This window comes from Phycisphaerae bacterium, assembly GCA_018003015.1.
Lineage (GTDB): Bacteria > Planctomycetota > Phycisphaerae > UBA1845 > PWPN01 > JAGNEZ01.
Map to the genome: position 1 here is coordinate 37949 of JAGNEZ010000007.1, position 26134 is coordinate 64082.

A 26134-nucleotide genomic window follows, 5' to 3' on the forward strand; every position below is an offset into this window, starting at 1 on the left:
CTTGGCCGTTCGAGGCCATTATAGAGGCTCGCGGCCTGTCTTGAAAACCGATGATCAGCGTAAAGGCGCCTTGCGCCGGATCCGGGACCGCTCGGCGTCGAAGGCCGAGCCGTTGCCTTCGAGCATGGTCCGGAAGGTGAGGGCGGCCTCGATCAGCAAAGCGCACGCCCAGCCGTGCGGGGCGGCCCAGTAATCGAAGCCGTTCTTGGGAATCAACTCCGGCAGCTGGCCGGTGGGGCTGGTGTTGGCCAGGACAACGCGGATATCGTCCATGGCCGCCTGAACGAGGTCGTTCCGTTCGGCCGCGTCCGTGGCGGTGGCAGCCAAATGCAGCCGGCACAAGGCCAGCCACAGCGTATTCACGCAGCCGGGACCGCCGCCCATGTAGGCCTCGCCGGCGAAGCGGAGCACCGCTCGCCCCGCCTTGACGTCGCTCCGCAGGTCCTGGCTGATGCCGCTGATGGTCTGCATGGCCAGTTGCCGGTCGGCCGGGTCGTGGAGGTTGAGAATGCCCCACGGCTCAATGATCCCCAGGGCCGAGGAATCGAGTGTCGCGTCCTGATGGCCTTCGGGAGTGATCCGGCGGAGCCAGCGCTGGCGGTCATTCTGCCAGAAGGTGTCGATGAGCCGCTGTCGCAATCGAGCCCGGGCTCCCAGACCGGTCCACTCCTGCTCGATTCCGAAAACCTCGTCGGCCTCACGGAACGCAGCAATGACCCCGGCCTGCGTGTACGCGAAGGACCCCAGGCTGTTCTCCCACAGGTCCGTGGCCGGCTTGTGCAAGCCGTTCTCGCCCACATAGTCGAGGATCGCGCGCGTGGCCCGCTGGGCTACCGCTCGGTAGGAATCGACGAAAGCCGCCGCCGAGTCGCACAGCCGTCGGGCATACAGGCCCGCCGCGTGAAGGATCGCGCACGTCTGGTCGAGCTGGATCTGGTCGTTGCGAACACACCAGGAAGGAGCGGCCGATCCGTCCGTCCAGTACCGCTGAAACCAGTGCCCGTTGGCCAGCTGCGTTCGCGTGCTCCATTCAAAGAAGCGGCGAGCGATGTCCGGCCTCCCGATCCGCTGGGCGGTCAAGGCACAGATGACTGCATCCCGCGGCCAGCAGTAGCCGTAGCCGCCGGAAAGCTCGTAGGCCTGGTCGAACTCCGGAGCCGCGATGAATGTCCCCTGGGATTCGTCGTACAGGTCGTGTAACGAGATCACCGCTCGGTCGAAGGCATCGGCCAGCTCGGGCAGCGGGCACTTGCCCGCGTCGGCGAGTTCGCCGGCCGCCCGGTCGTTGGCCTCGCGGACCGCCCCCTCGAAACCCGTCCCGAGCAACCGCTTGGCGAGCGCCAAGGCGCCTTCACGCGACGGGGCACCGGCCAATACGAGCGTGGTTTGCCAGCGATACTCCCGCACCGGCTCGAAGCCGATCGCGAAGTCCACGCGCCCGATAGCCTGCGGGGAGCTCCCGAAGTGCCCCGCGACCATGGCGTTCTTGGACGGACTGTCACCGATGTGCTTCACGGAACTGCACTGGGTGGCAAAAGGTTCTGTCGCGGAGATGGCCAGGGCGATGTCCCTGAAATGCTGAATCACGGCGTTCTGCTCGGGGTAGGCCTGCACGCCGTTACGCCACTCCACGTCGCCGAGACACAGGCGGAAGTAGTGAACGAACTGGGCCGGCGGCACATTCTCGCCCCGGGTGACCACAATGCGCCTCAGCAGGGCTCGCTGGCCCGGCGGGAGCACGTCGCTGATCTCCAGGCTCAGGTCCATGTGCCGATGAGCGAGCCGGGTGACCAGGATGTTGCTGGCCGGCTCAAAAGACTGGGCCGTCTGCCAGTTCGGGTCGAAGCACCAGAAGAACTGCCCGGCCGAGGACTCATCCAGCAAACGCAGCCCCGTCATGCCCTCCCGAACGTTCTGGGCGAAGTCGATCCTCGGGTAGAAAAAACCCATCAGTTCGCCGGTTCGCCCGAAGGTGGCAAGACTCAATCCGTTCCCGGCCGCGGCAGTTGGGATGAAGAAGCTCATAGCTCTAGCATTGTCCTATAACTGAGTACATCCAGATTCTAGCCGCGCCGGCCGTGTTGTGACAGACCTGGTCCGGGACGCGTCCCGGATTCTATCGGCACATCTCGACGAGGCTGACCATCCGGATTCGGTAGTAGGCTTGGACGGGTCGGTCGGTGTCAACTATCGGACCCTGGCTGCGGTCCCGAGGCTGGCCTCGCGCGGGGCGCTTCGCGCCCGGCCCTGATCGCCGTCGCGGCCTCTGCGGCACGCGCGAACCCCTGTCCGGCCGCAGAGAGCACCTCACCTGTCAATGCCCGAAACGTCGACTCGCGGAGCCAGGCTCGCGACGTCGCGGGAAATGGCACGAGAACGGCCGTGAAACCTGCCTGGACGGCGTCGTCAGGTGTCGACTCTTCCCTCCAGGTTCTCACTTGCCGGATTTGCCTGGCGCGATATCGGGGGTAAGATGCTCCGATGCATCCGAAAGAGCCCAAACGACATGAACTGGCCCAATTGCCGACGCCTGTGGTCGAACTGAAGCACCTGGCGGCCGAACTCGGCTTGCCTCGGCTCCTGGTCAAGCGCGATGATCTGACCGGCTTCGAGACCAGCGGCAACAAGGTACGCAAGCTGGAGTACGTCATCGCCGACGCCATCGCTCAGGGTGCAGACACCCTAGTGACTTGTGGCGGCTTTCAGTCCAACCACTGCCGGGCGACCGCGGCTCTCGGGGCAAGGCTCGGGCTGCGCGTCCGTCTGTTCCTGCGGTCCACAGAACCGCACCCTGCCAATGTTGGTAACCTTTTGCTTGACAGGCTCTTCGGTGCAGACGTGAGCTTCCACGAACCCATTGAGTACAACCAGCACCGCAAGAACCTGGTCGAGAAGATCATGGCCGCCGAGCAGGCCGCAGGTCGCAAGCCATACTACTTCGGAACTGGGGCGTCGATCCCGCTGGGCTGCTGGGGCTACATCCGCTGCTTCGAGGAACTGACCCGTCAGCTTGGCCCGGCCACACGGGTGGATCTCTTCTGCACCGTCGGCTCCGGCGGCACCATGACCGGCCTCATCCTCGGCAAGGCGCTATCTTGCTGCGAGAACTGGCGGGTGATTGGCGTACCCATCTGTGATGACATCGATTTCTGGCGGGCCGATCTCCGAAAGCTCGAGCGCGAGACCGTGGCTGCCTACCGGCTAGGGCTCGACGAGTCCGCCTGCCCCATCGAACTGATCGACGGCTTCATCGGCGAGGGGTATGCCATCCCCTATCCCGAAGAGGTCGAGACTATCCGCCAGATCGCACGTCTTGAAGGGCTGGTCCTGGACCCCACCTACACCGGCAAGGCCATGACCGGCATGCTGGCGACCATCCGCGCAGGGGGACTCCGGAAGGACGCCCTGCCGGTCTTCCTGCACACTGGGGGCGCGTTCGGGACCTTGGCTCGTAGCGATCTGTTCTGAGGTCATCCTGCCGGACAACACCCCCGCCAGCCAAGTCTGAGAAGCGGCGAAGCGGCACACCCCTGACCAACGGAGAATCCTTGCTCGGCCCCGGCCGGACCCATGCCCGTCCGGTGGCGCCTGAGACACCATCTGACCACTGGGGCAGCGCGGGGCACTTTTTTTGCGGGAATTGCGGTTTCCGAGGTGAGGATTCTTGACCCTGGGTGCAGAAATGCAACAATGTTCGCATGGCAAAACTTCATCACCCGATTTTCGCGACGGCGGACACCTTCCGGGCATGGACGGTCCGCGATTCGATGGACCTCTATCACATCCGCAACTGGGGCGGAGGCTATTTCGGCATCAACGATGCCGGCAACGCATCGGTGTGGCCCCAGGGACCTACCGGCCCAGCCGTAGACCTCAAGCAGATCGTGGACGAACTCAGACGGCGGGGTATCCAACTCCCCATCCTGATCCGATTCTCCGAAATCCTCCGGTCCAGAATCGACGCCCTGAACGAGGCCTTTCAGAACGCGATCAAGGAGTGCAGCTACCGCGGCCGGTACCTGGGTGTCTATCCGATCAAGGTCAACCAGCAGCGGCACGTCGTCGAGGAAATCGTGAACCACGGCCGGCAGTACCAGTATGGGCTGGAAGCCGGCTCGAAAACCGAGTTGATCGCCGTCCTGGCCCTTCTGGACTCCACCGAATCGCTGATCATCTGCAACGGCTACAAGGACTTCGAGTACATCGAGATGGCCCTGCTGGCCACCAAGATCGGCAAGCGGGTCATCCTGGTCGTCGAGAAGGTCAGCGAGCTTCCGATGATCATCGAGCAGGCCCGGAAACTCAACGTTGTGCCACACATCGGCGTGCGTGCCCGGCTCACCAGCCGCGGAGCGGGTAAGTGGGAAGCGTCCGGCGGCGACCGATCCAAGTTCGGGCTCAGCGTGCGCGAACTCATGCGGGCCATCGACATTCTCCGCCAGCACGAGATGCTCGATTGCCTGGAACTGCTCCACTTCCACCTCGGCAGTCAGATCACCGACATTCGATCCATCCGCGAAGGCCTTCAGGAAGCCTGCCGCATCTACACCGAGATGTGCAAACTGGGCGCGTCACTTCGCTTCATGGATGTCGGCGGCGGTCTGGCAGTGGACTACGACGGCTCCCAGACCAACTTCGCCAGCAGCACGAACTACTCCATGCAGGAATACGCCAACGACATCGTGTCCGCCCTCTACGATGCCTGCGAGGCGGCCGAAGTCCCCCACCCGGCCATCGTGACCGAGTCCGGCCGGGCGGTCACGGCCCACCACTCCGTACTGGTCTTCGATGTGCTCGGCACCAACGCCTTTGACGAGGCCACAGTCCCGGACACGATTCCCGAGGACAAGCCGGATCCCCTGCTCAACCTGCTCGAGGTCCACAAGAACATCACCCGCAAGAACTTCCAGGAGAGCTATCACGACTCGATTCACTACCGGGACGAGTGCATGAGCCTCTTCCGTCACGGTTACCTGTCGCTCGAGGATCGAAGCCAGGCAGAAACGCTCTTCTACGCCTGCACGCAGAAGATCCTGCGCATCGTCCACGAGCTCGAATACGTGCCCGACGATCTTGAAGGACTGGAACGCTCGCTGGCTGACACCTACTACTGCAATTTCTCCTGCTTCCAGTCGCTGCCGGACTTCTGGGCGGTGCAACAGCTCTTCCCGATCATGCCGATCCACCGCCTGAACGAGCAGCCGACCCGGCGCGGCCTGCTGGTGGACATCACCTGCGACTCCGACGGCAAGATCGACCACTTCATCGACCTTCGCGACGTCAAGGATGTTCTGGAACTGCATGCCCACAACGGCGAGGACTACATCCTCGGCGTGTTCCTCACCGGCGCGTACCAGGAAATCCTCGGCGACATGCACAATCTGTTCGGGGACACCAACGCTGTACATGTCAACCTGGACCCCGCCGGCGGTTACCGCATCGAGCACGTGGTCAAGGGCGACACGGTGGGCGAAGTCCTCCAGTTCGTGCAGTACTCCAGGGTGGATCTCACCCACTGCCTGCGAAAAGCGGTCGAATCGGCCGTCCGGTCAGGAACCATCTCCTTCGAGGAGGCCGGACATTTCATCGATATGTACGAACGTGGGCTGGAAGGCTACACGTACCTGGAGCGGGAGTAGGACGCAGAACCCAAAACACCAACCCGACCCGACCGTTTCCGACAGGCTGGAGTCCCGAGCCTGCCACACGGCTTCAGACAAGCACGCCCAAAACCTCGCGGTGCCGCTGACTGCAGATCACCCATGCCGTCCCGGATCTCTTCTACCACGCCGGGCAGACCTTCACCGGCCGGAGCATGACCGGTCCCAGCAGACCCGAGGGCAGGAGCGGCGTGTCTTTGGTATTGTGGTGCCAGGTGGTGAAAGTCTTGCGCCGCGGCTCGGGACGCGGCGTGCCCTTGAGCAACCACTCGGGCCATTTGCTCATCGTCTCGCCCTGCCAGCCGACGTCGTCGGGCAGTTGCTCGTCGCCAACCAGCCGGTTCACCCACAGGTTGGTCACGCGGACCTCCAAAGCATTGTCCCCGGCCTTGACCAGACCGGTCACGTCCGCTCGGAACGGCGGCCACCACATGACCGGCAGATCCTTGCCGTTCAACCGCACCTGGGCAACCTCACGGACAACGCCGAGATCCAGGATGAGCCGCCGGCCCGCGCCGAGCAGGTCGGCTGGAACCGTGAACGTCTTGGTGTAGGTAGCCGTGCCGGAGAAATACCTGATCCCGGACTCGGCGCGGTCAGTCCAGGAGATCAGCTTGTCGAACGTCGCAGTCTCGGGGGCGTCCCAGCCGGCCGGGAAGCGGACCTCCCACGGTCCGGCGACCGCGACCGGCGAGGGCACTTCCGCCGCAATCTCCTTGCGTGCCCCCGAGGCGGCCGCGACAAGGTACTTGCCTGACTGCCAAGCGAGCAAGTTGGCCTTTCCTGCCTCCATCCACACTTGCCAGATCGGAGGCGGCGTCGGCAACGCGGCCCCAGCTACGAAGACCTCATGCTCCGGAACGGTGACCGTCCGCTCCCTGCCGCCATCGACGTAGGTCACACGCAACGCCTTGACCACCATGTAGGCAGGATCTCCGCCCAAGGCATCGTTTTCCGCCTGCACTTCGCCCCCTCCGGCCACCGCGTCAGCCACTAGCTGGGTCACGTCGCGGGTCTTCGACGGGTCGTTCAGCACCCCGTACTCGGCCTTGACGATCTTCGGACCGGCGACCTTCGGCTCGGACCGAACATCCGCCTTCACCTCTGCGATCGAGTCGGCACCCGCGGCCTGCTCCGTGAAAACGACGAACACCGAACCGGCGGGCTCGAATCGCAGCGCCACCTCCACCCCGCCCGGCACCGCCCGCCATATCGGGGCAGCCTCAACCTGGCCGGTCTCGGGGTGCCAGAGTTCCGGCCGTCGTCCTTCAATACGGAAAAAGCACGTCTGCTCGACCACCGACCGGCCAAACCAGGCGACGAAATAGACGTCCACATCGCCGATGCGACGGTGAATGGCGCTGACGTTCGGAGCTTCACACCGGAAGTCGGGCGGCAACTTCAGATCGCCGAGCACCGCGTCGAGCGGCCGATCGACTATCACCTTGGCTTCCTTCAACAGCCCCGCAACCTCGGCGTCACCCTCGCCCGCGTCCTGAAGACCGAACGCCCTTCGCGGCCTGGGACCGACGACGATCGCCCCGGCGGCGGCCAGGTCCCTTACCTTGCGGGCCATGGCTGGCGACATGTAATCGGCAGTCGGCAAAGCCAGGATGCGGTAGCTCATGCCGCCGGCGAGAACGACTCGCCCGTTTTTGACCGAAGCCTGCATCACTTGCGGAGCGCCGCAGACATCGTAATCGTACCCGCGCAGAACCTGGGCCAGCCCGTGCATCTGCTCGCGGTAAGCCTGCGGGGCGTTCTCACCAGTGTAGAGGCAAACGTCGGCCACGAACCGCCCGGCTTGCAGCAGGTGCTGGCAGCGAGCCAAGTACTCGTTCCACGACAACGCCATCGGCCACCAAGTCTGGGTGCGGTCGACGTGCGAACCCCACGGCCCCATGGTCATCCCGGGGAGGATTTGGGCCGGCCAGGGCTGGTGGGTGAACCGATGGTAGATGATCCGATTGATGCCGTTGGTGTAGCCGCGATCGGCGAAGGGCTTCCATTCCCAGGGGTGGTTCCTCCAGCCAGCACGGTCAGGGACGGCGGTTAGGGCTTCGGCCCCAACAATCGGCCGGCCCAACACGTGGGCAATGGAGGCGGCCAGCCTGACGCTCGAACCGATCGATCCCTCCCCCACCCAGTACTCGCCCATGATCAGTTGGGCGGGGTCGGAATAGGAAAAAGCGTTGAAGGTGCCGTTGCCGTACGGCTCGACCGCCAGGCTGAGGCGGTACTCCTTCAGCCGCTTGGCAAAGTGGCCGCAGTAGTTGTCTGCCCACATCTCCTCGATCGTCCGGCGGAAGTCGTACAGGAACCGCAGCGTCGTCTCGGGCTTCTCGATCGCCACCCCCGCAAGCGCTGGCAGGTACGGCCGGAGGTCGTAGCCGCGGCGCTTCTTGAACTCGTCGGCCATGCCGGCCGTCCAGTTCTGCTCACCAGTCTCGTAGCTGTCGATCAGCACGGTCGTGAATGAATCGCCGGCCAGCGGTCCGGCCTCCTTGATGAGTGGCAGCACGCCGACGTCCAGGAACCGATCCAGGCATTCCGTCGAGAGCTTGTCCACCTCGAGTCCGCGGCCGCTGTCACTGGAGGCAACGTTCATGGCCCCGGTCAGCGTGTACCCCAGCCGCAGGATCGTCCATTTTCCCGTGGGAGGCGTCCAGTGGAGGCGCCCATCCTTCAGGTTCGCCGAGATGTCGACGACATCCTTGGCCTGAACCACCGGCCACTTGAGCTCGCCAAACGGATCGCCGTCATTGCCGCCCATGCCGGTCAGGTTCGCCTGCCGGCCATCGGGTTTGGCCGGAATCTCCGTCTCGGGCAGCGCAAACACGGCGATGTCGCGGTAGAAGCCGTGGTTCGTCGGCGGTACCGGCAGCTCCACCTTGGAAGAAGCAGGACCTTGCACTTTCGCCGTGGACCACACCACCTTCTTCATGGCATCCTCGTGTTTGACCCACGGTCCACCGCTCGAAGACCACCCGCAGCAGTTGTGGATGGTGATTTCCAGGCCCAGCCGCTGGGCCTCGGCCATGGCATGGACCATCATCTTCCGCCACTTGGGGGTGTTGTACTCGAAGGGCCCCTTGGGCATCACCGCCCTGCCGCCGCCGAATCCGCCGGCGTTGAAGATGTGGGCCCCGCCGATACCGGCCGCCTTCATCGCTTCGAGGTCGGCAGTGATCCCTTCCTTACTGATGTTGCCATCAATCCAATGCCACCAGGTGTGCGGGCGAGCCGCGGGCGGCGGCGAGGCGAACTGCTCGCGAAGAGAATCCGCGCCACCGGCGATCCCGGCAGCGCACGACAGCCATGCAATCGAGGCAACGATTCTGTTTTTGTAGCTACTGGTTTTCATGCCGAGGAGCGTACGCCGTCGCCCGGGTGCTCGCAAGTCCCATCTCCCCGACGAACGGATCAAAGAGGAGAGCCTCTCCGGATCCCGCGATCGGTTTCAGATGTCCCTCGGCGTTCTGCTTTCCTGTCTCTTCATCGGCGCAATCTGTCGACTGACTGCATCTCGGCCGATGCGACCAGACATCCCGGAGACGCCATGAAGGGAGCGTAATACGAACGCCCAATCTCCGTAGACACTATCAGCCGGGATGGTAGAGTGGTGATCCGCGCCGCGCGGCCATCGAGACGGCGCGACCCGCTGCTCGCGGTCGCGACAGGGAGCGAATACCTGATGAATACGGGATTATCCTTCACCTGGGTCATCATCCTGATCGTGCCTGTGGTTGGCGGGCTGCTTCTGCTGGTCGGCGGGCTACGCACCCGGCGAAGGGGACGCACGCCCCACTGCCGGAACTGCGAGTACAACCTGACCGGACTCACCGGGGACCACTGCCCGGAATGCGGGACTGAGGTGACGCCCTTCACGGTTGCCTACGGTGAACGACACCGAAGGCCACGGCGAGCCGTGGCCGGGGCAGCATTGCTGCTCTTGGCCGCCGCCCTGATGGTCGGCGCGGTCGGCAACTTCGACTGGTACTCGCTCTCCCCCACTGCCCTGCTCATCTACCAGACCAACTCCAGCGACCCCGCGACCGCCGCGAAGGCCTGGAACGAACTGGATCGACGCATCAAGGCCGGGCAGCTCTCGGCCGGAGAACACGCCAGACTGATCGACCGGGCTCTGAAAGAGCAAGGGGCAACCGGCAAGCCGATGCGTGGCAATGTCATAGACTACCTGGGCGACTGCTACTTCAGGGGACTCCTGTCCCAGGCTCAACAGAAGCTGTTCTTTGACCAGATGACGACTGTGAAACTGACCGTCCGCCCTACGGTGATCCTCGGTGACAGCGTGCCTTATCAAGTCAACCATCAGTCGCGTTCGCCCTCGACGGGCATGTGGTACCGCGTGGGAACAGGGCAGGGCACATCTCTTGATGGGAAGGCACTCCCAGGACGAGGAGGCAGCTACGGCAGCGGATCGGGCGGAGGGGGCGGATCCATGAGCACTTCGCTGGAATGCAAAGTGCCCGGCAAGCACACGTTGAAGGTGACGCCGGAGGTGGCCGTGTTCAGCGGAACCAGCTTCGACGAGAATACCAGTCCCGTCCTGAACAAGCGGGACCTACCCCTGGAAGCCACGTTTGAAGTCCTGGCCACCGAACCACCGGACTACATCCGGGCCATGAAGGATCCGTCACAGGCGGCAAGGTTGAAGTCCACCATCACACCCAACCAGTTCAAATGGCAGAGATCACTCGACACCAAGAGAGGTATCCGCTACGAACTCAACGCCCAGATCGAGCTCAAGCGCCCGCCCGTTGATGTCGCCTTCGACGTGATCGCGCGGATCAATGGCAAGGAATACAGGATGGGATCCATCCACCTGCCGCGCGGAAAGTCAACCAGTTGGGGCATCGGGCACGGCGACGCCATTCTGCCCGAGCAGGCCGCCAGGGTGGACGTCATCTTTCGCGGCAGCAAGAAGGTCGCCCGGGCAACCGTAGACCAGTTCAGCTACTGGGACGGCGAGTTGGTCTATGAAGACGTGCCGGTGGAGATGATCGCGACAAGCCCGGCACCGGACAGCACGGCAGCGCCCTAGACCGGGCGGGAGCCCTCGCAACGCCAGCGGCGCTGGGTAACGCGGCCCAGGCTTGCAGCGAGCGCGCCGCCCGGCTGATGCTCATGATCATACGATCTCGTCCGCGATCTTCCGCACCTCGGCAATCAGGGCCTCGGCCCGGGCCTGGGTCGGAGCCTCGGCGATGATCCGGATAATCGGCTCGGTGTTGGAGCCCCGGACATGAACCCAACCGTCGGGCCAGTCTACGCGGACACCGTCGATATCGTTGACCCGCTCCCTGGCGAACCGCTCGCGAACCGCGACGAGGACCTTGGCAATCCGCTCCTTCGAGCACTCGAACTTCGTCTTGATCATGGTGTACGCAGGGATTTCGGCCACCAGGGCGCTGAGCGTCTTGCCGGTCTCGGTCATGAGCTGGAGCACGATGGCCATGGCGACCAGGCTGTCGCGAACCACGCCGACGCGAGGATCGATCACCCCGCCGTTACCTTCGCCGCCGAAGACGCAGCCGTTGGCCTTCATGGTCGCCACGACGTTGGCCTCGCCGACGGCCGAGCGGAACACCTTGCACGGTTTACCCGCCTGGGCGGCCAGGTCGTCGATCATCCGCGAGGTCGAGAGATTGGCGGCTGCCGGCCCGGGGCGACTGGCGAACAACAGCTTGGCCATCAGGGCCAGGGTGTACTCCTCGCCGATATACCGCCCAGTCTGGTCCACAATTGCCAGCCGGTCGGCGTCCGGATCCTGGGCGAATCCGGCAACGGCCTTCTCCCGCCTGACCGCATCGCAGAGTTGAGTGAGGTTTTCAGCCAGCGGCTCGGGGGTGTGAGCAAACCGCCCGGTGGGCTCGCCATTGATGTGCACGACCTGGCAACCAAGCCTCTCCAGCAGGGCGCGGCCTTCCTCGCCGCCGGCCCCGTTCACGCTGTCGAGCACGACTCTGAACCTGCGGGCGGCCACTGCCTTGACGTCCGCCAGGCTGAGCGATGCCTCCACGTGCTGGTCGGCGGCCGTCGCATCGCTCCGCGGCGCCGAGACGCCTTCGGCATCGACCAGTCTGAACGCCCGCTCGCGATGAATCGCGAAGAGCTGCTCCGCCTTCTGCGGCGGCGGGGCCAGACCTTCGTCCGTCAGGAACTTGATGCCGTTCCAGATGATGGGATTGTGGCTGGCCGTGATGACGATGCCGCCCGCAGCCTTGTGGCGGCGAACCATCATGGCCGTCGCGGGCGTCGAAGCGATCCCCAGCAGCACCGGCCTGCATCCGGCCGCGAGCAGCCCGGCGACGACGGCCGCCTCGAGCATCGGACCACTCGGTCGCGAATCGCGGCCGATCACCACCGTGCCGCCGCCCAGGTGGGTCCCGAACGCGCAGCCCAACTCCGTGGCCAGCACGGGCGTCAACGTCTCGCCGATCACACCGCGCACGCCGGAGACACTCATCATCAGTCGCATCAGCGGAAGTTCCCCATATCGCGGCGTACCACGACCTTGCGGATCAACAGGTAATTCTGACCTCTGTAGGTAGTGATCTCGCCGGTAACCGAGAAGACGACGCCGCGCGTCCCTCCACCGGACAGTGCGATCGCGGTCTCGAGCAAACGGCTGGGCAGCAGGCGAACCGGCTTGCGACTGGCTTCCTGGCCGCGGTTCTCGAAAGCCAGCGACCACCACGTCCCGCCGGCGGGCACGACCCGGCCGAGTTGATCGATCAGCCAGGTTGACTCCGACCAGGCGACGGCCGCGCGGGCCGCATCACCGGTGGCCAGTTCGACCGACGCCGGTGACGGTGGCCCCGGCGCGGTCGCCGTCTTCGACTCCTCGACCGGCGCGGAAGTCACCGCCTGGTCGGTGCGATCCCGCGGCAGAACCAAGGCCCGGGCGGGCTCGGTCTGCATAAGCTGGCGAATGACCTCCTCAGCACTGGGCTCGCGGTCAGTAGCCGGGCGAGAGGCCTGCGGCGCCGCACGGTTGTCGACCGCCGGCGGACTTGAGACCGAACCGTTCCTGACGCCTTGGCCACCCGAGGCCGGCTTGGCCGTCGCCGACTGGATTCCTGCCGCGGGTGGGAGCAACTGAGCGATGTGCTCAACCAACAGGTAGTTGACACCCTGGAACTCGGTCACGCGGCCGGTCGTGAGGAATTGGCTGGAGGCCCCGGCCTCGGCCAGAACGGTCTCAATCATCTCCAGGTATTGATTGGGCAGAAGCCGCAACGGCGGGGTCTCGGGCAACCCTTCCTGGGGCACCAGATAGGCGACATGCCATTCGCCGTCCCGCTGGATTCGAGCCGGCCGAGCGCCGATCACGTATCCCTCGGGCAGCCGCTGGATCTCGGGCGTGAGTTTGGCCACGACGCCCCCGGACCCCTCCGGAGCCTCGTCACTTTCGCGCGGCTCAGACGGCAGCACCACAGTCTGTCGGCGGCTGCCGCTGAGCAATTCGTCGGGCAGTCGCTGGGCGCGGCCATAGGACGGCGGGATGGCGCTCGGCACCGCAGCCGGGCCCGGCCGGCTAGCCGGCGGCTTGGAGACCCCAGGCACCTGGCCCAAGGCCCAAGGATGCGGACCGGCCATCATTGCCGCGCCCGCCAACGCCACCATCGCCGACGTGATCAGCAGTCGTTTCATGGGAATCATCATGCCCTATCCGCCACGGCTTGGCAACTCTGCCGCCAATGCAGCATTCATCGGCATCAGAGCTGCTTGAGACGATCCTCAATGTCGCGTTTCTGCAGGGCGACGATGAGTTCGTCGAGCTCGCCCTGCATCACCCGGTCAAGGCTGTACAGGTCCATGTTGATGCGATGGTCGGTGCAGCGGTTCTGCGGGAAATTGTAGGTCCGGATCCGTTGGCTGCGATCGCCGGAACCGATCATGTTCCGGCGAGTGGCGTCACGGGCCGATCGCTGCTTCTGCATGATGCTGTCGTAGATGCGGCTGAGCAGGATGCGGCGGGCCTTGGCCCGGTTTTTGTGCTGGCTCTTCTCGTCCCGCATGGAGACGGTGATGCCCGTGGGGACATGCTCAAGGCGAATGGCGGACGAAACCTTGTTCACGTTCTGGCCCCCCGGACCGCCTGCCCGGCTCACGTGCTCTATGACGTCCTTCTCCCAGTCGATCTGCACGTCCACATCCTCGGCCTCGGGGAGCACCGCAACCGTGGCCGCCGAAGTGTGGATCCGTCCCTGGGCCTCGGTCTCCGGAACGCGCTGCACACGGTGCCCACCGCCTTCGTATCCCAGGTGCTGGTACACGCCGTTGCCCTTGACGTTGAGCACGATTTCCTTGAAGCCGCCCAGATCGGACGGCGAGGCATCGAGGACCTCCAGAACGAAGCCGTGCCGGTCGCAGTAGCGCTGGTACATCTCGAACAGATCTCGAGCAAACAAAGCCGCTTCCTCGCCCCCCGTGCCGGCCCGGATCTCGACCATCACCGACCCGATCGCGGCATCCTCGCCGGTCACCAGAGCAGCCCGCATCTGCGTCAGCAGCGATTCCGCCCTCGTCCGGGCCGGAGCGACCTCCTCGGCAGCCATCGCCTTGAAGTCCTCGTCGGCGGCTGGGTCCACCAGGATCGCTTCACTTTCGGCCACGTCCGCCATGGCCTTGCGGTACTGCTCGTAAGGTTCCATGATCCGCTTGAGGGCACCATGTTCCTTGGCCAGCTTGACCAGCTGAACCGAATCACCGGCCACTTCCGGCCGGTTCATCTCCTCGGCGATGGCATCGTAGCGGGCGCGGATCTCCTCCAGCTTGCGGAGTACGGATACGTTGGCCGTCGTCTCACTCATGCGTTTGGCCCCGGCGGCGATGGCCGCGCCAAAAGAACCACGCCGGATCGGCTGCTCTGATCGCGCTGCCGATCCGGCGTGGATGATATCACAAGCAGCGCCCAGGCCGACCGCCCCCCGCCTTCAGGCACACGCATGCGCGCCCATCGGCGACAGGCTCCCGGCGCTAGGCTTTCTTGGGACTGGCTTTCTTGGTGAAGTAGTCGCCACCGAACTTCTTGGTGAACCGCTCGACACGACCGGCCGTGTCCAGGAACTTCTGCTGGCCGGTGAAAAACGGATGACACGCAGAGCAGATTTCCACCTTGAGTTCCTTCGCCGTTGACCGCGTCTTGAAGGAGTTGCCACAACCGCAGGTCACCGTGCACTCGTTGTACTTGGGATGAACGCCGTCTTTCATTGCTCGCCAGCCTCAGCTCATCGAGGATCTCGTCTGTCGGTGACCCGGTTCCGCGGGTCTGACCGCCGTAGTGGGCCGGATGCGCCAGGCACTACCCTGGCCCGAATACAGATTTTTCAGTATACCACCGGACGGCCTAGCTTTCAATCGATCGGCCGCTCTCCGTCGGCTCTCGTAAACGCCTGCAGACCAAAGCGTTACGACTCTCCCGCCGATCGGAGCTACTGCTCGAGCACCCCGCGCAGGACCGGCGCCAGGGCCTGGGCGATCCGCAGGAAACCCAGGTCGGTGGGATGCACACCATCCACAGCACCCTCTCCGTCGCCGCCGAGAAGCCCGTCGCCCGACACGTAGGTCAGGCGGCCGACACCCTTGGCCTTGAGCTGCTCGTAGGCGTTGCGGAGTGCCCCGTTCTTCTCCGCGAGGCCGCTGGCCACGTCTGGCAGGACGGCCGCGTGCTCGTACAGCTCATTCTCGACCAGAACAATGGGCGTATGCGGTCGAGCCTTGCGCAGCGTCTCGACAAACGGCTCGATCCGCTCGCTCACCATGGCCGTGGTCATGTTCGGCAGACAGTCGAGAACATAGACAGCCGCATCCACCTCGCAGAGCAGATCGGCCATCGCCGGTTCCATCTTCCCGCTTCCCGAGAAACCCAGATTGACCGTCGGCCGCTCGAGCATCCTTCCGAGAATCGCCACGTGAGCCATCCCCGGACGTGAGGCACAGCCGCCCTGGGCAATCGATGTACCATAGACCAGAATCGGCTTGGAGCGAGTGGCCGGACGGGGCGGAGGCTGAGACAGGATTGCACTCGGAGCCACACCGATCTCCAGCGACTTGATGCCGTTGTAGAGCGGCAAGTACAGCAGGTACTCATGCGGACCAGCTGGAACGTTGTCCACCAGGTTAACCTCGTTGGTCGGGGAATTGACAGGTCGTCCGGCACCCAGCCAGCGCCACTTTCCCTGATGCCGCACATACAGATCCAGGCCGCTGACACCCGTGGCGGGCATGTGCGGCATGGCCAGCGACTTGGACGTCACCGTCCACCGGGCAGCGATTCGGCTTGCATCCGTCACGAACCGCACGCACAGACCGGCGCTGTCCGTACTGAGTCCCCATACCGATTTCGGCACCACGCCTTTGGCCTTGGCCGGCAGGCGATGGTAGAACTCCTCGGTGTGGTTCCAGCCCCGGCCCTCAACCACCAACTCCCGGGCGTCGTACCACAGCATCTCGCCCTTGGCGTCCCTGGCCGCCTTGGCAGGATCGACGGGCTGCAGGTCGGCCAGACGAAGCGGCCCAATCGCCTCAGGCTGCTGACAGCCCGCAGCGAGCATCCACAGCGAGCCGGCCAGAACGAGCAAGTCCTGATTCCGTCCCTTGCGAGCCCTTTTCATCGGACACCTCTCAAGGCTCAGCCTCATGGTTCTGCACCTCATTCGAGAACACACTAATCGCTCTCATCCGCGGTCATCTCGAATCACATCGAGGAATTGGCAGTGGGCTTCATCGATCGCGAACGACCGGACCCTGGCCCCGGTAGTGCTTGATGACCTTCCGAAGCGCATCCCCGGCTCAACACTACCAGGAGCTTCCAGCGTTCAGGCGAGACCCCGGGTTTCGACGTTCTCTGGGGGCCATGGGCGTTTCGGCTTCACCCGGCGATCCACGCCGCCAGCAGATCGATGCCCGCCTCAACGTCCTTGCGGTGCACGGTCTCGGTCGGAGTGTGAACGTAACGGCAGGGAATCGACAGCGTGAAGGCCTTCCGTCCGGCACCGGCCCGCTGCATCGAGCCGGCGTCGGTGCCGCCCATAGGCAGAATCTCGAGTTGATGCGGGATCTTGTGCTTGTGGGCGGTGGCGATGAACTCGTCAAGCAGCCCGCGATCGCTGATCGAGGCACTGTCCATCACCTTGAGGGCCACACCCTTGCCCAACTGGCTGATGGAATCGGTCTTGTCGGTACCGGGTGTGTCGCAGCTCAGCGTCACGTCCACCGCAATGGCCACGTCGGTATCAAGGCCGTAGGCTCCCGGCCCCGACCCGCGACAGCCCACCTCCTCCTGAACCGTACCGACGAAGTAGATGTCGCAGGCACTCTTCCGGGCCACCTTGCGAACCGCGCTGATCGCCGTCCAGACCGCAATCCGGTCGTCCATGGCCTTGCCCGTCCAGAAATCGCCGACCACCGCCAGATCCTGAATCCAGGTGACCGGGTCGCCGATCCGTACCGCCTTCTCGACCTCATCCTTGGGCATGAACAGGTCCACGAAGAAGTCCTTCACGTCCAGCACTTTCTTACGTTCCTCTTCGCTGGCCACGTGGGTCGGGCGAATGCCAGGATTCATCACCCCGATCAGGTCCTTGCGGCCCTGAACCAGCACCCGTCGAGCAAACAGATTGCGCGGTTCGAAGCCGCCGACCTTCTGCACGCGCAGCCAGCCTTGCTCGTCGATCGCCCGAACGTAGAAACCGATCTCGTCCATGTGGGCGGCAATCATCACCTTCCGGGCAGCCTTCTTGCCACTCTTGGCCGGCTTCTTGTGACAAATGACGTTGCCCAGGGGATCAACCGTGGTCTCGTCCCACAGTCCCTTGGTTTCCTTGAGAATCAGTTCGCGCACCCGCTCCTCGCGGCCGGATGTGCCCGGTGTGGAAATCAGCTTCCTCAGAAACTCCATCGCACCCTTGCTCCAAAGAGACCCGCGAACGCCTGGACGCCCAAGTAGGACTTTCGAGCAGCCAGGGCAAATCGAATCATTCCATGACCAACTTCTTGAAGTCGACGGTCAGCTGCTTGGTGATCGGGCCGGGCTCGCCGGTGCCGATCGGGCGGCCATCGATCTTGGTGACCGGGATGATCTCGGCAGCCGTGCCGGTGAAGAAGCACTCGTCGGCGATGTAGAGGTCGTGACGGGTCAGCTCGCGCTCGCGGAAGGGCAGGCCCCGCTTGCGAACCAGCTCGATGGCCGCGTTCCGGGTGACGCCCTCGAGGATGCCGGCGTTCAACGGCGGCGTCTCCACGTCGCCGTTACGGACCAGGAACAGGTTGTCACCGGTGCACTCGGCGACGTAACCCTGCGTATTGAACATGATTGCCTCGTACACGCCCGCATCCAGAGCCTCGATCTTGGCCAAAATGTTGTTCAGGTAGTTGAGGCTCTTGATCCGCGGACTGAGGGCGTTGGGATGGTTGCGCTGCACGCTGCAGCTGATCACCGCCATGCCCTTGTCGTACAGCTCCTTCGGGTACAGCTCGATCTGATCGGCGATGATGAAAACGCTGGGGCATTCGGTGCGATTGGGACTCAGGCCCAGGTATCCCACACCGCGGGTGACGACGAGACGAATGTAACCGTCGGTCAGGTCATTGGCCTTCAGCGTGTCATAGGCGGCCTTGACGAGTTCCTGGCGGTTCATGGGAATAACCAGCCGGATCGCCCGGGCGGATTCCTCCAGACGCTTCAAGTGCTCGTCGAGTCGGAAGACCTTGCCGCCATAGCTGCGGATGCCTTCGAAGACACCGTCCCCGTAAAGCAGACCGTGGTCGAAAACACTGATCGAGGCTTCGGCAACAGGTACGATCCGTCCGTCGAGAAAGACCTTCAGGTTGGGTTTCGGAGCAAACTTGTTTGTCTTGCCGAAGTCCATGTGCGTACCGTTCCTCTGCTAATAGTGTCCTGCCCCCGACATCGAGCCCTGGAGGCGGCTGGTAAAACCATGCCGCCAGGAAGCCCGCCAGCGGCCAGGAGGATCCAGACTGGATGTGCCGCTCGGCAGTTACTCGTCGAGAGCCTTGATGCGGCCATCTGCCAGGGTCACGGTCCGATGGGCCGCGGAGGCGACCTTAGGATCGTGAGTCACCATGACGACGGTCTGGCCCTTCTCATTGAGGGCCTTGAGCAGACCGAGGATGCCCTCGCCGGTCCTGGCATCCAGATTACCGGTTGGCTCGTCGGCGAGCAAGACTTGCGGTTCGTTGATCAGCGCCCGGCCGATCGCCACCCTTTGACGCTCCCCGCCGGACAGCTCGTTCGGCCGGTGGCGAAAACGATCCTTCAGACCCATCAGCTCGAGAACCTCCGCCGCCCGGCGGTTCAGCTTGGACCGCTCCTTGAACCAGTCGAACAGACCAAACCGAACCATGGTCGGCAGCAGCACGTTCTCCAGAGTATTCAGCTCGGGCAGTAGATGATAGAACTGGAACACGAAACCAAAGTGCAGATTGCGGTAACGGTCGCGCTCGGAGGCCGATCCGCCAAACACGTTCTGACCCTCAAAGGTCACCGTACCCCGGTCGGGCACGTCCAGGGCCCCCAGAAGATGCAGGAGCGTGCTCTTGCCGCTGCCGCTGGCCCCCATGATGGCCACAAACTCGCCCCGATGGACCGAGATCGACGCCCCACGTAGCACGTGAACCTTGTCCTGACCCAGCAGGTAGGTCTTGTGAACCCCGGCGGCATGGAGGATCAGGCTACTCATAGCGCAACGACTCCACCGGCCAGATCCGGGCGGCTCGCACCGCGGCAATCACTGAACCTAGCATCGACGCCACGATCGCGGTCAGGTAAATGTACACCACGTTCATCGGTTCGACGTGGTTGGGAATCCGGTCAAACGAGTACACCCTCGGATCCCACACCTCCAGGGATGGATTCAGCCAGATCAGCAGAGCCTGAACCTCGTTGATGTACCTCACGAAGAGCGTACCCAGGACGCTGCCCACGATTCCGCCAACCACCCCCACGGCCGCCCCGTAGGCCAGGAAGATGCCCGCCACCCCCCACGACGTGGCCCCGACGCTCTTGACCACGCCGATGTCCCGGGTCTTCTGCTGGACAATCATGTAGAAGATGCAGCCCACCAGGAACACCGCCACGACGCTGATCACGCCGAACAGGACGGTCACCAGGACCTTCTCCTTCTTGACCGCGCCGATGAACCGCTCCTGCTTCTCCTCCCAGGTCCGCACCTTCACTCGATCCAGGTGCTGCACGGCAACGACTTCATCCGGGTGGGCCGCTCGAACCTGATTCCATGTCGCCAGGATCTTCTCGCGCACCCGGTGCACGTAAGCCGGCACATCACCCTCGCCGGGCGGGATCTTGAGCTTGATCTGGATCTGGGTGGTCCGGGCAGGAATCCTGGCCCCGCTCTCCGGCTGGCTTGAGGCATTCATCGCCACCTTGCTCTGGAGCAGGTCGAAATCAACGTACACGCTCATTGAGTCAATGTCGTAGATCCCGGTCTTGCCGTCATCCGCATACCGGAACATCATCTTCGGCATGTCCATCGAGTCGATGGGGCTGCCCGTCATGTTGAACGGCACCAGGGTGAGCAGAGCCTTCATCCCTCGCCAGTAATAGCGTTCATACTTGCCCTTCTGCCGGATGTCCGCAACCAGATCTGTACCGAAGATGATGCCGGGCAGCGTCCGATCGGTATCCAGCCACGCCGGCTGGACCGATTGAGTCAAGGGGTCGGAGGGGATCCGGCGGTAGTAGCCGGGCCGCTGGTACTCCATCTCCTTGTCGATGTCCTGCCTGGCCTTCTCGAGACCACCCGGGCCGGAGGTCTCCAGGTACTTTTGCCAGGCGGCTTCGAGATCCGGCGGCAGAATGGCATTGCCCCGGCCGTCGTAACCGTAGGCCGGCTCGCCCTGCTTGTCCAGGGTGGTGGTGCCTGGATAGTACTTTTCGTAAAAGAGGCCGCCCTTGAAGTCGTTGACTTCGTAAGTCTCTTTGAGCTTAATGCCGACGATCTGCACGGCTTTCGTGATCTGATCGACCGGAAACCGAAGCACGCCGAAGGTGATGATGACCGGCGTGGCCTCGTGGATCTCGTTCGGCATCTCCGTCTTGATCCGGTTGATGAGATCATCGTAAAAGGGAAAACCCAGCAGCGAGTCGTTCTCGACCACCAGATCCGCCAGCATCCCGCGCGAACGATCCTTGACCATCTGCAGGAAGCCGTCCATGACGCTGACCACGATCAAAACCATGGCCACGCACAGGCAGACCGCCGCCACGGCAAAAAAGGCGATCCGCCGGCGACGAAGATACCGTAGACAGAGGAAAAGCTTGTACATTAGACCTCGTCCGCCAAGTCATCCGGTCCGACCAGGTCCTCCTCCTCACCGATGGCCTTCGGCCGTTGGAGTGGAAACAGAATGACATCGCGGATACTACTCGAGTTCGTGAGCATCATGACCAGTCGGTCGATCCCCACGCCAAGACCGCCGGCTGGAGGCATGCCGTACTGCAGGGCGAGAACGAAGTCCTCGTCGAATACGGCCATGGTCTCATCACGCTTCTCGCCGACCAGCGTGCGGCGGAAGTTCTCCTCCTGCACGGCCGGGTCGTTCAACTCCGTGTAGGCGTTGGCCAGCTCGCAACCGGCGACAAACGCCTCAAACCTCAGCGCAATGCTCGGGTCATCCGCCTTCCGGCGGGTCAGCGGACACAGCGGAGCCGGATAGTCGAGGACAAATGCCGGCTGGATCAGCTTCGGCTCGACCGCGGCCTCAAACAGCTCGTTCACGACCAGTTCATCGGCCAGTCCCTCGTGTTCGATCCCCAGCGAAGCCGCCTTCTTCCGGACCGCGGAATAGTCGGTCATTTTCACGCCGGCATGTTCCTCAAGTAGATCCGCGTAGTGGCGCCGCGGCCAGGGCGGGGCAAAGTCGATATCGTGCCTGTCGAACTGCCGCTTGAAGCCGCCGCCGATCCGCTCGATCGCGGCCGCGACCATGGCCTCGGTGATGTCCATCATGTCGTTGTAGTCGCCGTAAGCCTGATATACTTCCAGCAGAGTGAACTCCGGGTTGTGCTGGGTGTCGATTCCTTCGTTGCGGAACACCCGGGCGAACTCGAAAACCCGCTCGATCCCCCCTACCAGCAGCCGCTTGAGGTACAGCTCCGGACTGATCCGCAGGAAGAGCTGCATGTCCAGCGTGTTGTGGTGAGTCGTGAACGGCCGGGCCGCCGCGCCGCCGTAAATCGGCTGCAGGACCGGCGTCTCGACCTCAAAAAACGCCCGATCCACCAGGCAGCGACGGATCGCGTCGATGATCAGACTCCGCTGCTTGAAGGTCTCGCGAACCTGCGGATTGGTGAACAGGTCCACATACCGGCGCCGATAGCGGAGGTCAACGTCCTTGAGGCCGTGCCACTTGGCCGGCGGAGGCTGAATCGCCTTGCTCAGTACGGTGAGTGAGGTCGGCCAGATGGTCAGCTCCCCGGTCTTGGTCTTCCCCATCGGGCCTTCCACGCCGATGATGTCACCAAGGTTGAGCAACTTGATCGCCACCTCAAACTCCTCGGGCTTCACCGCCGCCTTGCTGACCCCGATTTGGAAATCGCCGGTCCCGTCGCGGAGTGTCATGAAGACCAGCTTGCCGCACGGGCGATGAAGCATGACCCGCCCGGCAACGCGGTAGCTCTGGTCGGGGGCGTGCTGGCCAGGTTGAAGATTGAGGGCCTCACCCTTGTGGCGGAGTTCTACGAGCGGCACCGCCCCAGGAAACCGCCGCCCGTAGGGATCCACCTGCAGTTCTCGGAGCTTGTCAAGCTTGAGCTTACGATCCAGAACTTGTTGGTTTTCAGCCATAGGCGGGTCATCGTAAAGCCCGCAGGGATCTGACGCAACGGCCTGACGAGGCCCCAGAAGAACCTCTGAGCCCGTCAGGCAAACCGCCGGCGCGGTCTCACCGCTCCCTCCGCACTTCCGGCGTCCCCGCGGCCTGGGCCTCCAAGGCCAGCGAGTCCATCCGGCCAGCCGCGAGCAGGTGTACCCCCAACGCCGCGATCATCGCCCCGTTGTCCGTACAGTAGCACATCGGCGTCAGGTGAAGGGTCACGCTTGTCTTCTGGCAGGCGGCGGCCAGAGATTCACGCAGGTACCGGTTGGCCGCAACCCCCCCGCCGATCACGACCGTCCGCGTGCCAGTCCGCTCAACCGCTCGCAGAGTCTTGGCCACCAGAACCCCAACTGCGGCGCTCTGGAAACTGGCGGCCACGTCGGCCACATCCTGCGAACTCATGCGCGCCAAACCTCCGGTGGTCTTGCCCGGCCCGTGGACCCGGTACAGAACCGCCGTCTTGATCCCGCTGAAACTGAAATCGAGCGACTCGTCACCTAGCATGGTCCGAGGAAAATCATACGCCCGGGAGTTGCCCGAAGCCGCCGCCTTCTCCACAACCGGCCCACCTGGAAAGCCCAAACCCAGGATGCTGGCCACCTTGTCGAACGCCTCGCCCGCTGCATCGTCAATCGTCGTACCCAAAGTCTCGATATCCAGCGGCCCGCGAACCAGCATCAGGGATGTGTGACCGCCGCTAACCACCAAAGCGACCGCCGGCCAAGGCAAGGCGGCCGGCCCCAGATCAATCGCCGCACTGCAGGCGTGGGCGTGAACATGGTTCACGCCGATCAACGGCTTGCCCCAAGCCAGAGCCAGAGTCTTGGCCGCGGTAACACCGATCAACAGGCAACCCATCAGCCCAGGCCGGGCGGTAACGGCTATGGCGTCGATCTCATCCCGCCCTACCCCTGCACCCGCCATCGCTTCCTGAATCGCACCATCGAGATTCTCAATGTGAGCCCGGGACGCCAATTCCGGCACGACCCCACCGTACTTGGCGTGAACATCGAACTGGGTCGCAACCACATTGGATCGCACCCGGTGGGCACCGGTCATGACCGCGACCGAGGTCTCGTCGCACGACGTCTCTATACCCAAAACGGTGAGCCCGCGACCACCCTCTGACATCGAGCAAGCCGTCATCTCTGTCATCCGTTCCCTTTTACAGGACCGGCCACCGCGGGGCAAACGAGCAAACCCTGGACATGACGGAAACAACACCCGGCGAGGCAAGCGGGGGGACGTGAACGCGGTCGCTTGCCCAGCGACACGTTCTACTCGATACTCAGATACGGTCGGCCGCAGACCTGTCTCTTTGGAGGACAGAACGATGAGCGAGTCGTCGCTTGCCTTGCCCGCCTTGATTGAATCCGAGGAACAGTTGGACGACGTCCTGACTGAACCCACCCCCAGCCTGGTTAAGAACTTGAGCGGTCTCGACGGGGATATCATCATCCTGGGCGTCGCCGGCAAGATGGGTCCCACGCTCGCTCGACTGGCACGGCGGGCGCTCGACCAGGCGGGCAGCACCTCGCGGGTGATCGGCGTGGCCCGGTTCAGCGAGCCCGGGCTCCGCGAGCAGCTGGAGCGGCGAGGAATCGAGACCCTCGCCGGTGACCTCCTGGAACCCGACGTGCTGGCCGGCTTGCCGGACGCACCCAACGTCATCTATCTGGCCGGACGAAAGTTCGGATCGACCGGCCAGGAGGAACTGACCTGGGCCATGAATGCCTACCTGCCTGCCCGAGTGGCGGAGAAGTACAGGCAATCACGCATCGTCGCCCTCTCGACCGGCAACGTCTATCCGCTGACTCCGGTGAGCAGACCCGGGCCGGACGAGACGACCCCAACCAGACCGATCGGTGAGTACGCCCAATCCTGCCTCGGCCGCGAGCGGATGTTCCAGTACTTCAGCGCACGGAACAAGACCCCCGTCGCCCTTGTGCGGCTCAATTACGCCGTCGATCTGCGCTACGGCGTGCTGGTCGACGTGGCCCGGAAAGTACACGACGGCGAGCCGGTCTCGCTGGCCATGGGCTACGCGAACGTGATCTGGCAAGGCGACGCCAACGCGGCCATCCTGCGGTGCCTGAGACACTGCACTTCCCCCCCGTTCATCCTCAACCTCACCGGGCTGGAGATTCTGTCCATCCGCGAGGTAGCCGAGGTGTTCGGCAACATGTTCGGCCGCAAGCCAGTCTTCGAGGGCAAGGAAGAGCCGACCGCACTCCTGAGCAATGCCGGGAGATACGGCGACCTCATGGGTCCGCCGTTGGTATCCGCCGATCAGCTCATCAACTGGGTTGCCCATTGGGTAGCCGCCGGCGGCCGCCTGCTGAACAAACCCACACACTTCGAGGCTCGCGACGGCCGTTTCTGAACCGCATGCCACCGCACCTCCCCCCTCAGCAGCAGCCAGCTGCTTGACCGACCAGGCTCGCCGCTTGCGGACTCAACCCCGAAGGAAGGGCTTCAACTTTGGGCGCGGTACCTTCGCCGACGAACCAACTCGTCAAACCAGCTCCCTGGCGGAACGGGTCATGCGCCTGCCCACCCAACACGATGCTTGGCGGGCGCAAGAGAAAAGAGCCGGGCGCGCCAAGGGCGCTCCCGGCTCCATGATTTTGCCATCTTCCCTTCCTCAACCCGCTGTGAGGATCAGCGACGACGCAGGAAGAGGCCGCCGAGCGCAAGCAGGCACAGGGTTGCCGGCTCGGGCAGAAGGCGGATGTCATCGTAGCCGACGCCCCCACCACCGCTGTCAGCCCACAGGTCCAGCGCCGCAATCGACTTGACGTGATTCGCGTCGCCCGCATTGTACCAGTCGGCCGTTCCAACATAGGCACCGCCGTAATAGGTGGTCTGGGTGTTGGCGTCCAGATCGATCGCCACCTTGATCTGCTTCCACTGATCGTAGGCGATCGGAACACCCGGCTTCTCCGAACTCTCGTCGTCGGTGACCAGGTTCGTCCCGTAGTCGAACTTCATCTGTACGCTCCAACCCTTCGGAGCAGAGCCGCCGATGTTGTAGTTGTTCATCATGATGAAGTACGTCTGGGTACCCGCGTGAGTGCTCGGAATGTACTGCATCGCGGTGAACACGTACTTGCCGCTGGTGTAGCCGCTGTACTGCTGAACCAGATCGTCGCCCGCGGTCATCTCGACCATCTGGTCACCCGCTGAACTGGGCTTCGGATCCACCTTCACGGCAGCATTCACGCCACCGGCGTCCCAGCCATCCCAGCCGCCTACACCGTCCAGCACGGTGCCTGCGGCATACGACTGGAAATCGTCGGACCAAAGGGCGCCCATGGCGGGGACGGCCATCAAGGCCAGAAGGGCCACAGCTGACATGACATGCTTCATGATCTCTCCTCCCGAATGATTGAGGTTTCTGCAGGGCGTCTGGCGCAGACACACGAGCACCATTCAGGAAACACCCCGCTGGTCTTCCGAATATGCCAAGTACCCCTCCTCCTCGAACGAGATGGGCCATGGCATCCTTCAGGATACAGCCGATGTTCTGGGACTTCAATGAGATTCTCGCACTTTTTTGACGGATTTCTGTCTCCTGGAGATGGTAT

General features: G+C 63.7%; 18 protein-coding genes. 4 read left to right on the forward strand and 14 right to left on the reverse strand.

Annotation, left to right across the window (positions count from 1 at the left end):
- Positions 1-54: 54 nt before the first annotated feature.
- A complete protein-coding gene (locus tag KA354_04895) occupies positions 55-2025 on the reverse strand; it encodes a hypothetical protein (protein MBP7933968.1) in 1971 nt (656 codons plus the stop codon).
- A gap of 456 nt (positions 2026-2481) precedes the next feature.
- Between KA354_04895 and KA354_04900 the strand changes: the two genes are divergently transcribed.
- Both KA354_04900 and speA read left to right on the forward strand, forming a co-directional pair.
- On the forward strand, positions 2482-3468 hold the full coding sequence (locus KA354_04900; protein ID MBP7933969.1) for a D-cysteine desulfhydrase family protein: 987 nt from the start codon (positions 2482-2484) through the stop codon (positions 3466-3468).
- A 230-nt stretch (positions 3469-3698) separates the two neighbouring features.
- A complete protein-coding gene (gene speA, locus KA354_04905) occupies positions 3699-5639 on the forward strand; it encodes a biosynthetic arginine decarboxylase (GenBank protein MBP7933970.1) in 1941 nt (646 codons plus the stop codon).
- 142 nt (positions 5640-5781) lie between these two features.
- On the opposite strand, the gene KA354_04910 is transcribed toward speA, so the two are convergent.
- Positions 5782-9024: a hypothetical protein gene (locus KA354_04910; protein MBP7933971.1), complete on the reverse strand. Its 3243-nt coding sequence runs from the start codon at positions 9022-9024 to the stop codon at positions 5782-5784.
- Between the two features lie 330 nt (positions 9025-9354).
- On the opposite strand from KA354_04910, the gene KA354_04915 reads away from it, so the two are divergent.
- On the forward strand, positions 9355-10725 hold the full coding sequence (locus tag KA354_04915) for a hypothetical protein (protein ID MBP7933972.1): 1371 nt from the start codon (positions 9355-9357) through the stop codon (positions 10723-10725).
- Between the two features lie 87 nt (positions 10726-10812).
- Here the strand turns inward: KA354_04915 and glmM are convergent, their stop codons facing one another.
- From glmM to tsaD, 11 genes are all read right to left on the reverse strand, one after another.
- Positions 10813-12162, reverse strand: coding sequence for a phosphoglucosamine mutase (gene glmM, locus KA354_04920; protein MBP7933973.1), 1350 nt, complete (start codon positions 12160-12162; stop codon positions 10813-10815).
- A complete protein-coding gene (locus KA354_04925; protein ID MBP7933974.1) occupies positions 12162-13337 on the reverse strand; it encodes a hypothetical protein in 1176 nt (391 codons plus the stop codon). The genes glmM and KA354_04925 overlap by 1 nt, the downstream gene beginning before the upstream one ends.
- A gap of 65 nt (positions 13338-13402) precedes the next feature.
- Positions 13403-14500 carry a peptide chain release factor 1 gene (prfA, locus tag KA354_04930; protein MBP7933975.1) on the reverse strand — a complete coding sequence of 366 codons (1098 nt, stop codon included), beginning with the start codon at positions 14498-14500 and terminating at the stop codon, positions 13403-13405.
- Between the two features lie 166 nt (positions 14501-14666).
- Complete coding sequence (gene rpmE, locus KA354_04935) at positions 14667-14900, reverse strand: 50S ribosomal protein L31 (GenBank protein ID MBP7933976.1); 234 nt, start codon at positions 14898-14900, stop codon at positions 14667-14669.
- Positions 14901-15121: 221 nt separating this feature from the next.
- Complete coding sequence (locus KA354_04940) at positions 15122-16243, reverse strand: SGNH/GDSL hydrolase family protein (GenBank protein ID MBP7933977.1); 1122 nt, start codon at positions 16241-16243, stop codon at positions 15122-15124.
- A 317-nt stretch (positions 16244-16560) separates the two neighbouring features.
- Positions 16561-17589 (reverse strand): M42 family metallopeptidase, encoded by a 1029-nt coding sequence (locus KA354_04945; protein MBP7933978.1) that lies wholly within the window; start codon positions 17587-17589, stop codon positions 16561-16563.
- A gap of 76 nt (positions 17590-17665) precedes the next feature.
- Positions 17666-18559, reverse strand: coding sequence for a branched-chain-amino-acid transaminase (gene ilvE / locus KA354_04950; protein ID MBP7933979.1), 894 nt, complete (start codon positions 18557-18559; stop codon positions 17666-17668).
- Between the two features lie 129 nt (positions 18560-18688).
- Complete coding sequence (locus KA354_04955) at positions 18689-19390, reverse strand: ABC transporter ATP-binding protein (GenBank protein ID MBP7933980.1); 702 nt, start codon at positions 19388-19390, stop codon at positions 18689-18691.
- Entirely contained in the window at positions 19383-20996 is a 1614-nt protein-coding gene (locus tag KA354_04960; GenBank protein ID MBP7933981.1) for an ABC transporter permease, read from the reverse strand. The genes KA354_04955 and KA354_04960 overlap by 8 nt, the downstream gene beginning before the upstream one ends.
- Positions 20996-22516, reverse strand: a complete 1521-nt coding sequence (gene lysS / locus KA354_04965; GenBank protein ID MBP7933982.1) for a lysine--tRNA ligase — start codon at positions 22514-22516, stop codon at positions 20996-20998. Before lysS ends, KA354_04960 begins: the two co-directional genes overlap by 1 nt.
- Before the next feature lie 97 nt (positions 22517-22613).
- Positions 22614-23678, reverse strand: a complete 1065-nt coding sequence (gene tsaD / locus KA354_04970; GenBank protein ID MBP7933983.1) for a tRNA (adenosine(37)-N6)-threonylcarbamoyltransferase complex transferase subunit TsaD — start codon at positions 23676-23678, stop codon at positions 22614-22616.
- 235 nt (positions 23679-23913) lie between these two features.
- Between tsaD and KA354_04975 the strand changes: the two genes are divergently transcribed.
- Positions 23914-24930 carry an NAD(P)-dependent oxidoreductase gene (locus KA354_04975; GenBank protein ID MBP7933984.1) on the forward strand — a complete coding sequence of 339 codons (1017 nt, stop codon included), beginning with the start codon at positions 23914-23916 and terminating at the stop codon, positions 24928-24930.
- 278 nt (positions 24931-25208) lie between these two features.
- Here the strand turns inward: KA354_04975 and KA354_04980 are convergent, their stop codons facing one another.
- Entirely contained in the window at positions 25209-25916 is a 708-nt protein-coding gene (locus tag KA354_04980; protein MBP7933985.1) for a PEP-CTERM sorting domain-containing protein, read from the reverse strand.
- Positions 25917-26134 lie beyond the last annotated feature (218 nt).

Bases quoted from the DNA above. Each gene is read 5' to 3' on its own strand.
- KA354_04955 (MBP7933980.1), bottom strand. From the start codon at position 19,390: ATGAGTAGCCTGATCCTCCATGCCGCCGGGGTTCACAAGACCTACCTG.
- KA354_04900 (MBP7933969.1), top strand. From the start codon at position 2,482: ATGCATCCGAAAGAGCCCAAACGACATGAACTGGCCCAATTGCCGACG.
- glmM (MBP7933973.1), bottom strand. From the start codon at position 12,162: ATGCGACTGATGATGAGTGTCTCCGGCGTGCGCGGTGTGATCGGCGAG.
- ilvE (MBP7933979.1), bottom strand. From the start codon at position 18,559: ATGGACTTCGGCAAGACAAACAAGTTTGCTCCGAAACCCAACCTGAAG.
- lysS (MBP7933982.1), bottom strand. From the start codon at position 22,516: ATGGCTGAAAACCAACAAGTTCTGGATCGTAAGCTCAAGCTTGACAAG.
- KA354_04940 (MBP7933977.1), bottom strand. From the start codon at position 16,243: ATGCTCGCTGCGGGCTGTCAGCAGCCTGAGGCGATTGGGCCGCTTCGT.
- speA (MBP7933970.1), top strand. From the start codon at position 3,699: ATGGCAAAACTTCATCACCCGATTTTCGCGACGGCGGACACCTTCCGG.
- KA354_04945 (MBP7933978.1), bottom strand. From the start codon at position 17,589: ATGGAGTTTCTGAGGAAGCTGATTTCCACACCGGGCACATCCGGCCGC.
- KA354_04895 (MBP7933968.1), bottom strand. From the start codon at position 2,025: ATGAGCTTCTTCATCCCAACTGCCGCGGCCGGGAACGGATTGAGTCTT.
- rpmE (MBP7933976.1), bottom strand. From the start codon at position 14,900: ATGAAAGACGGCGTTCATCCCAAGTACAACGAGTGCACGGTGACCTGC.
- KA354_04915 (MBP7933972.1), top strand. From the start codon at position 9,355: ATGAATACGGGATTATCCTTCACCTGGGTCATCATCCTGATCGTGCCT.
- KA354_04980 (MBP7933985.1), bottom strand. From the start codon at position 25,916: ATGAAGCATGTCATGTCAGCTGTGGCCCTTCTGGCCTTGATGGCCGTC.
- KA354_04925 (MBP7933974.1), bottom strand. From the start codon at position 13,337: ATGAAACGACTGCTGATCACGTCGGCGATGGTGGCGTTGGCGGGCGCG.
- prfA (MBP7933975.1), bottom strand. From the start codon at position 14,500: ATGAGTGAGACGACGGCCAACGTATCCGTACTCCGCAAGCTGGAGGAG.
- KA354_04910 (MBP7933971.1), bottom strand. From the start codon at position 9,024: ATGAAAACCAGTAGCTACAAAAACAGAATCGTTGCCTCGATTGCATGG.
- tsaD (MBP7933983.1), bottom strand. From the start codon at position 23,678: ATGTCAGAGGGTGGTCGCGGGCTCACCGTTTTGGGTATAGAGACGTCG.
- KA354_04960 (MBP7933981.1), bottom strand. From the start codon at position 20,996: ATGTACAAGCTTTTCCTCTGTCTACGGTATCTTCGTCGCCGGCGGATC.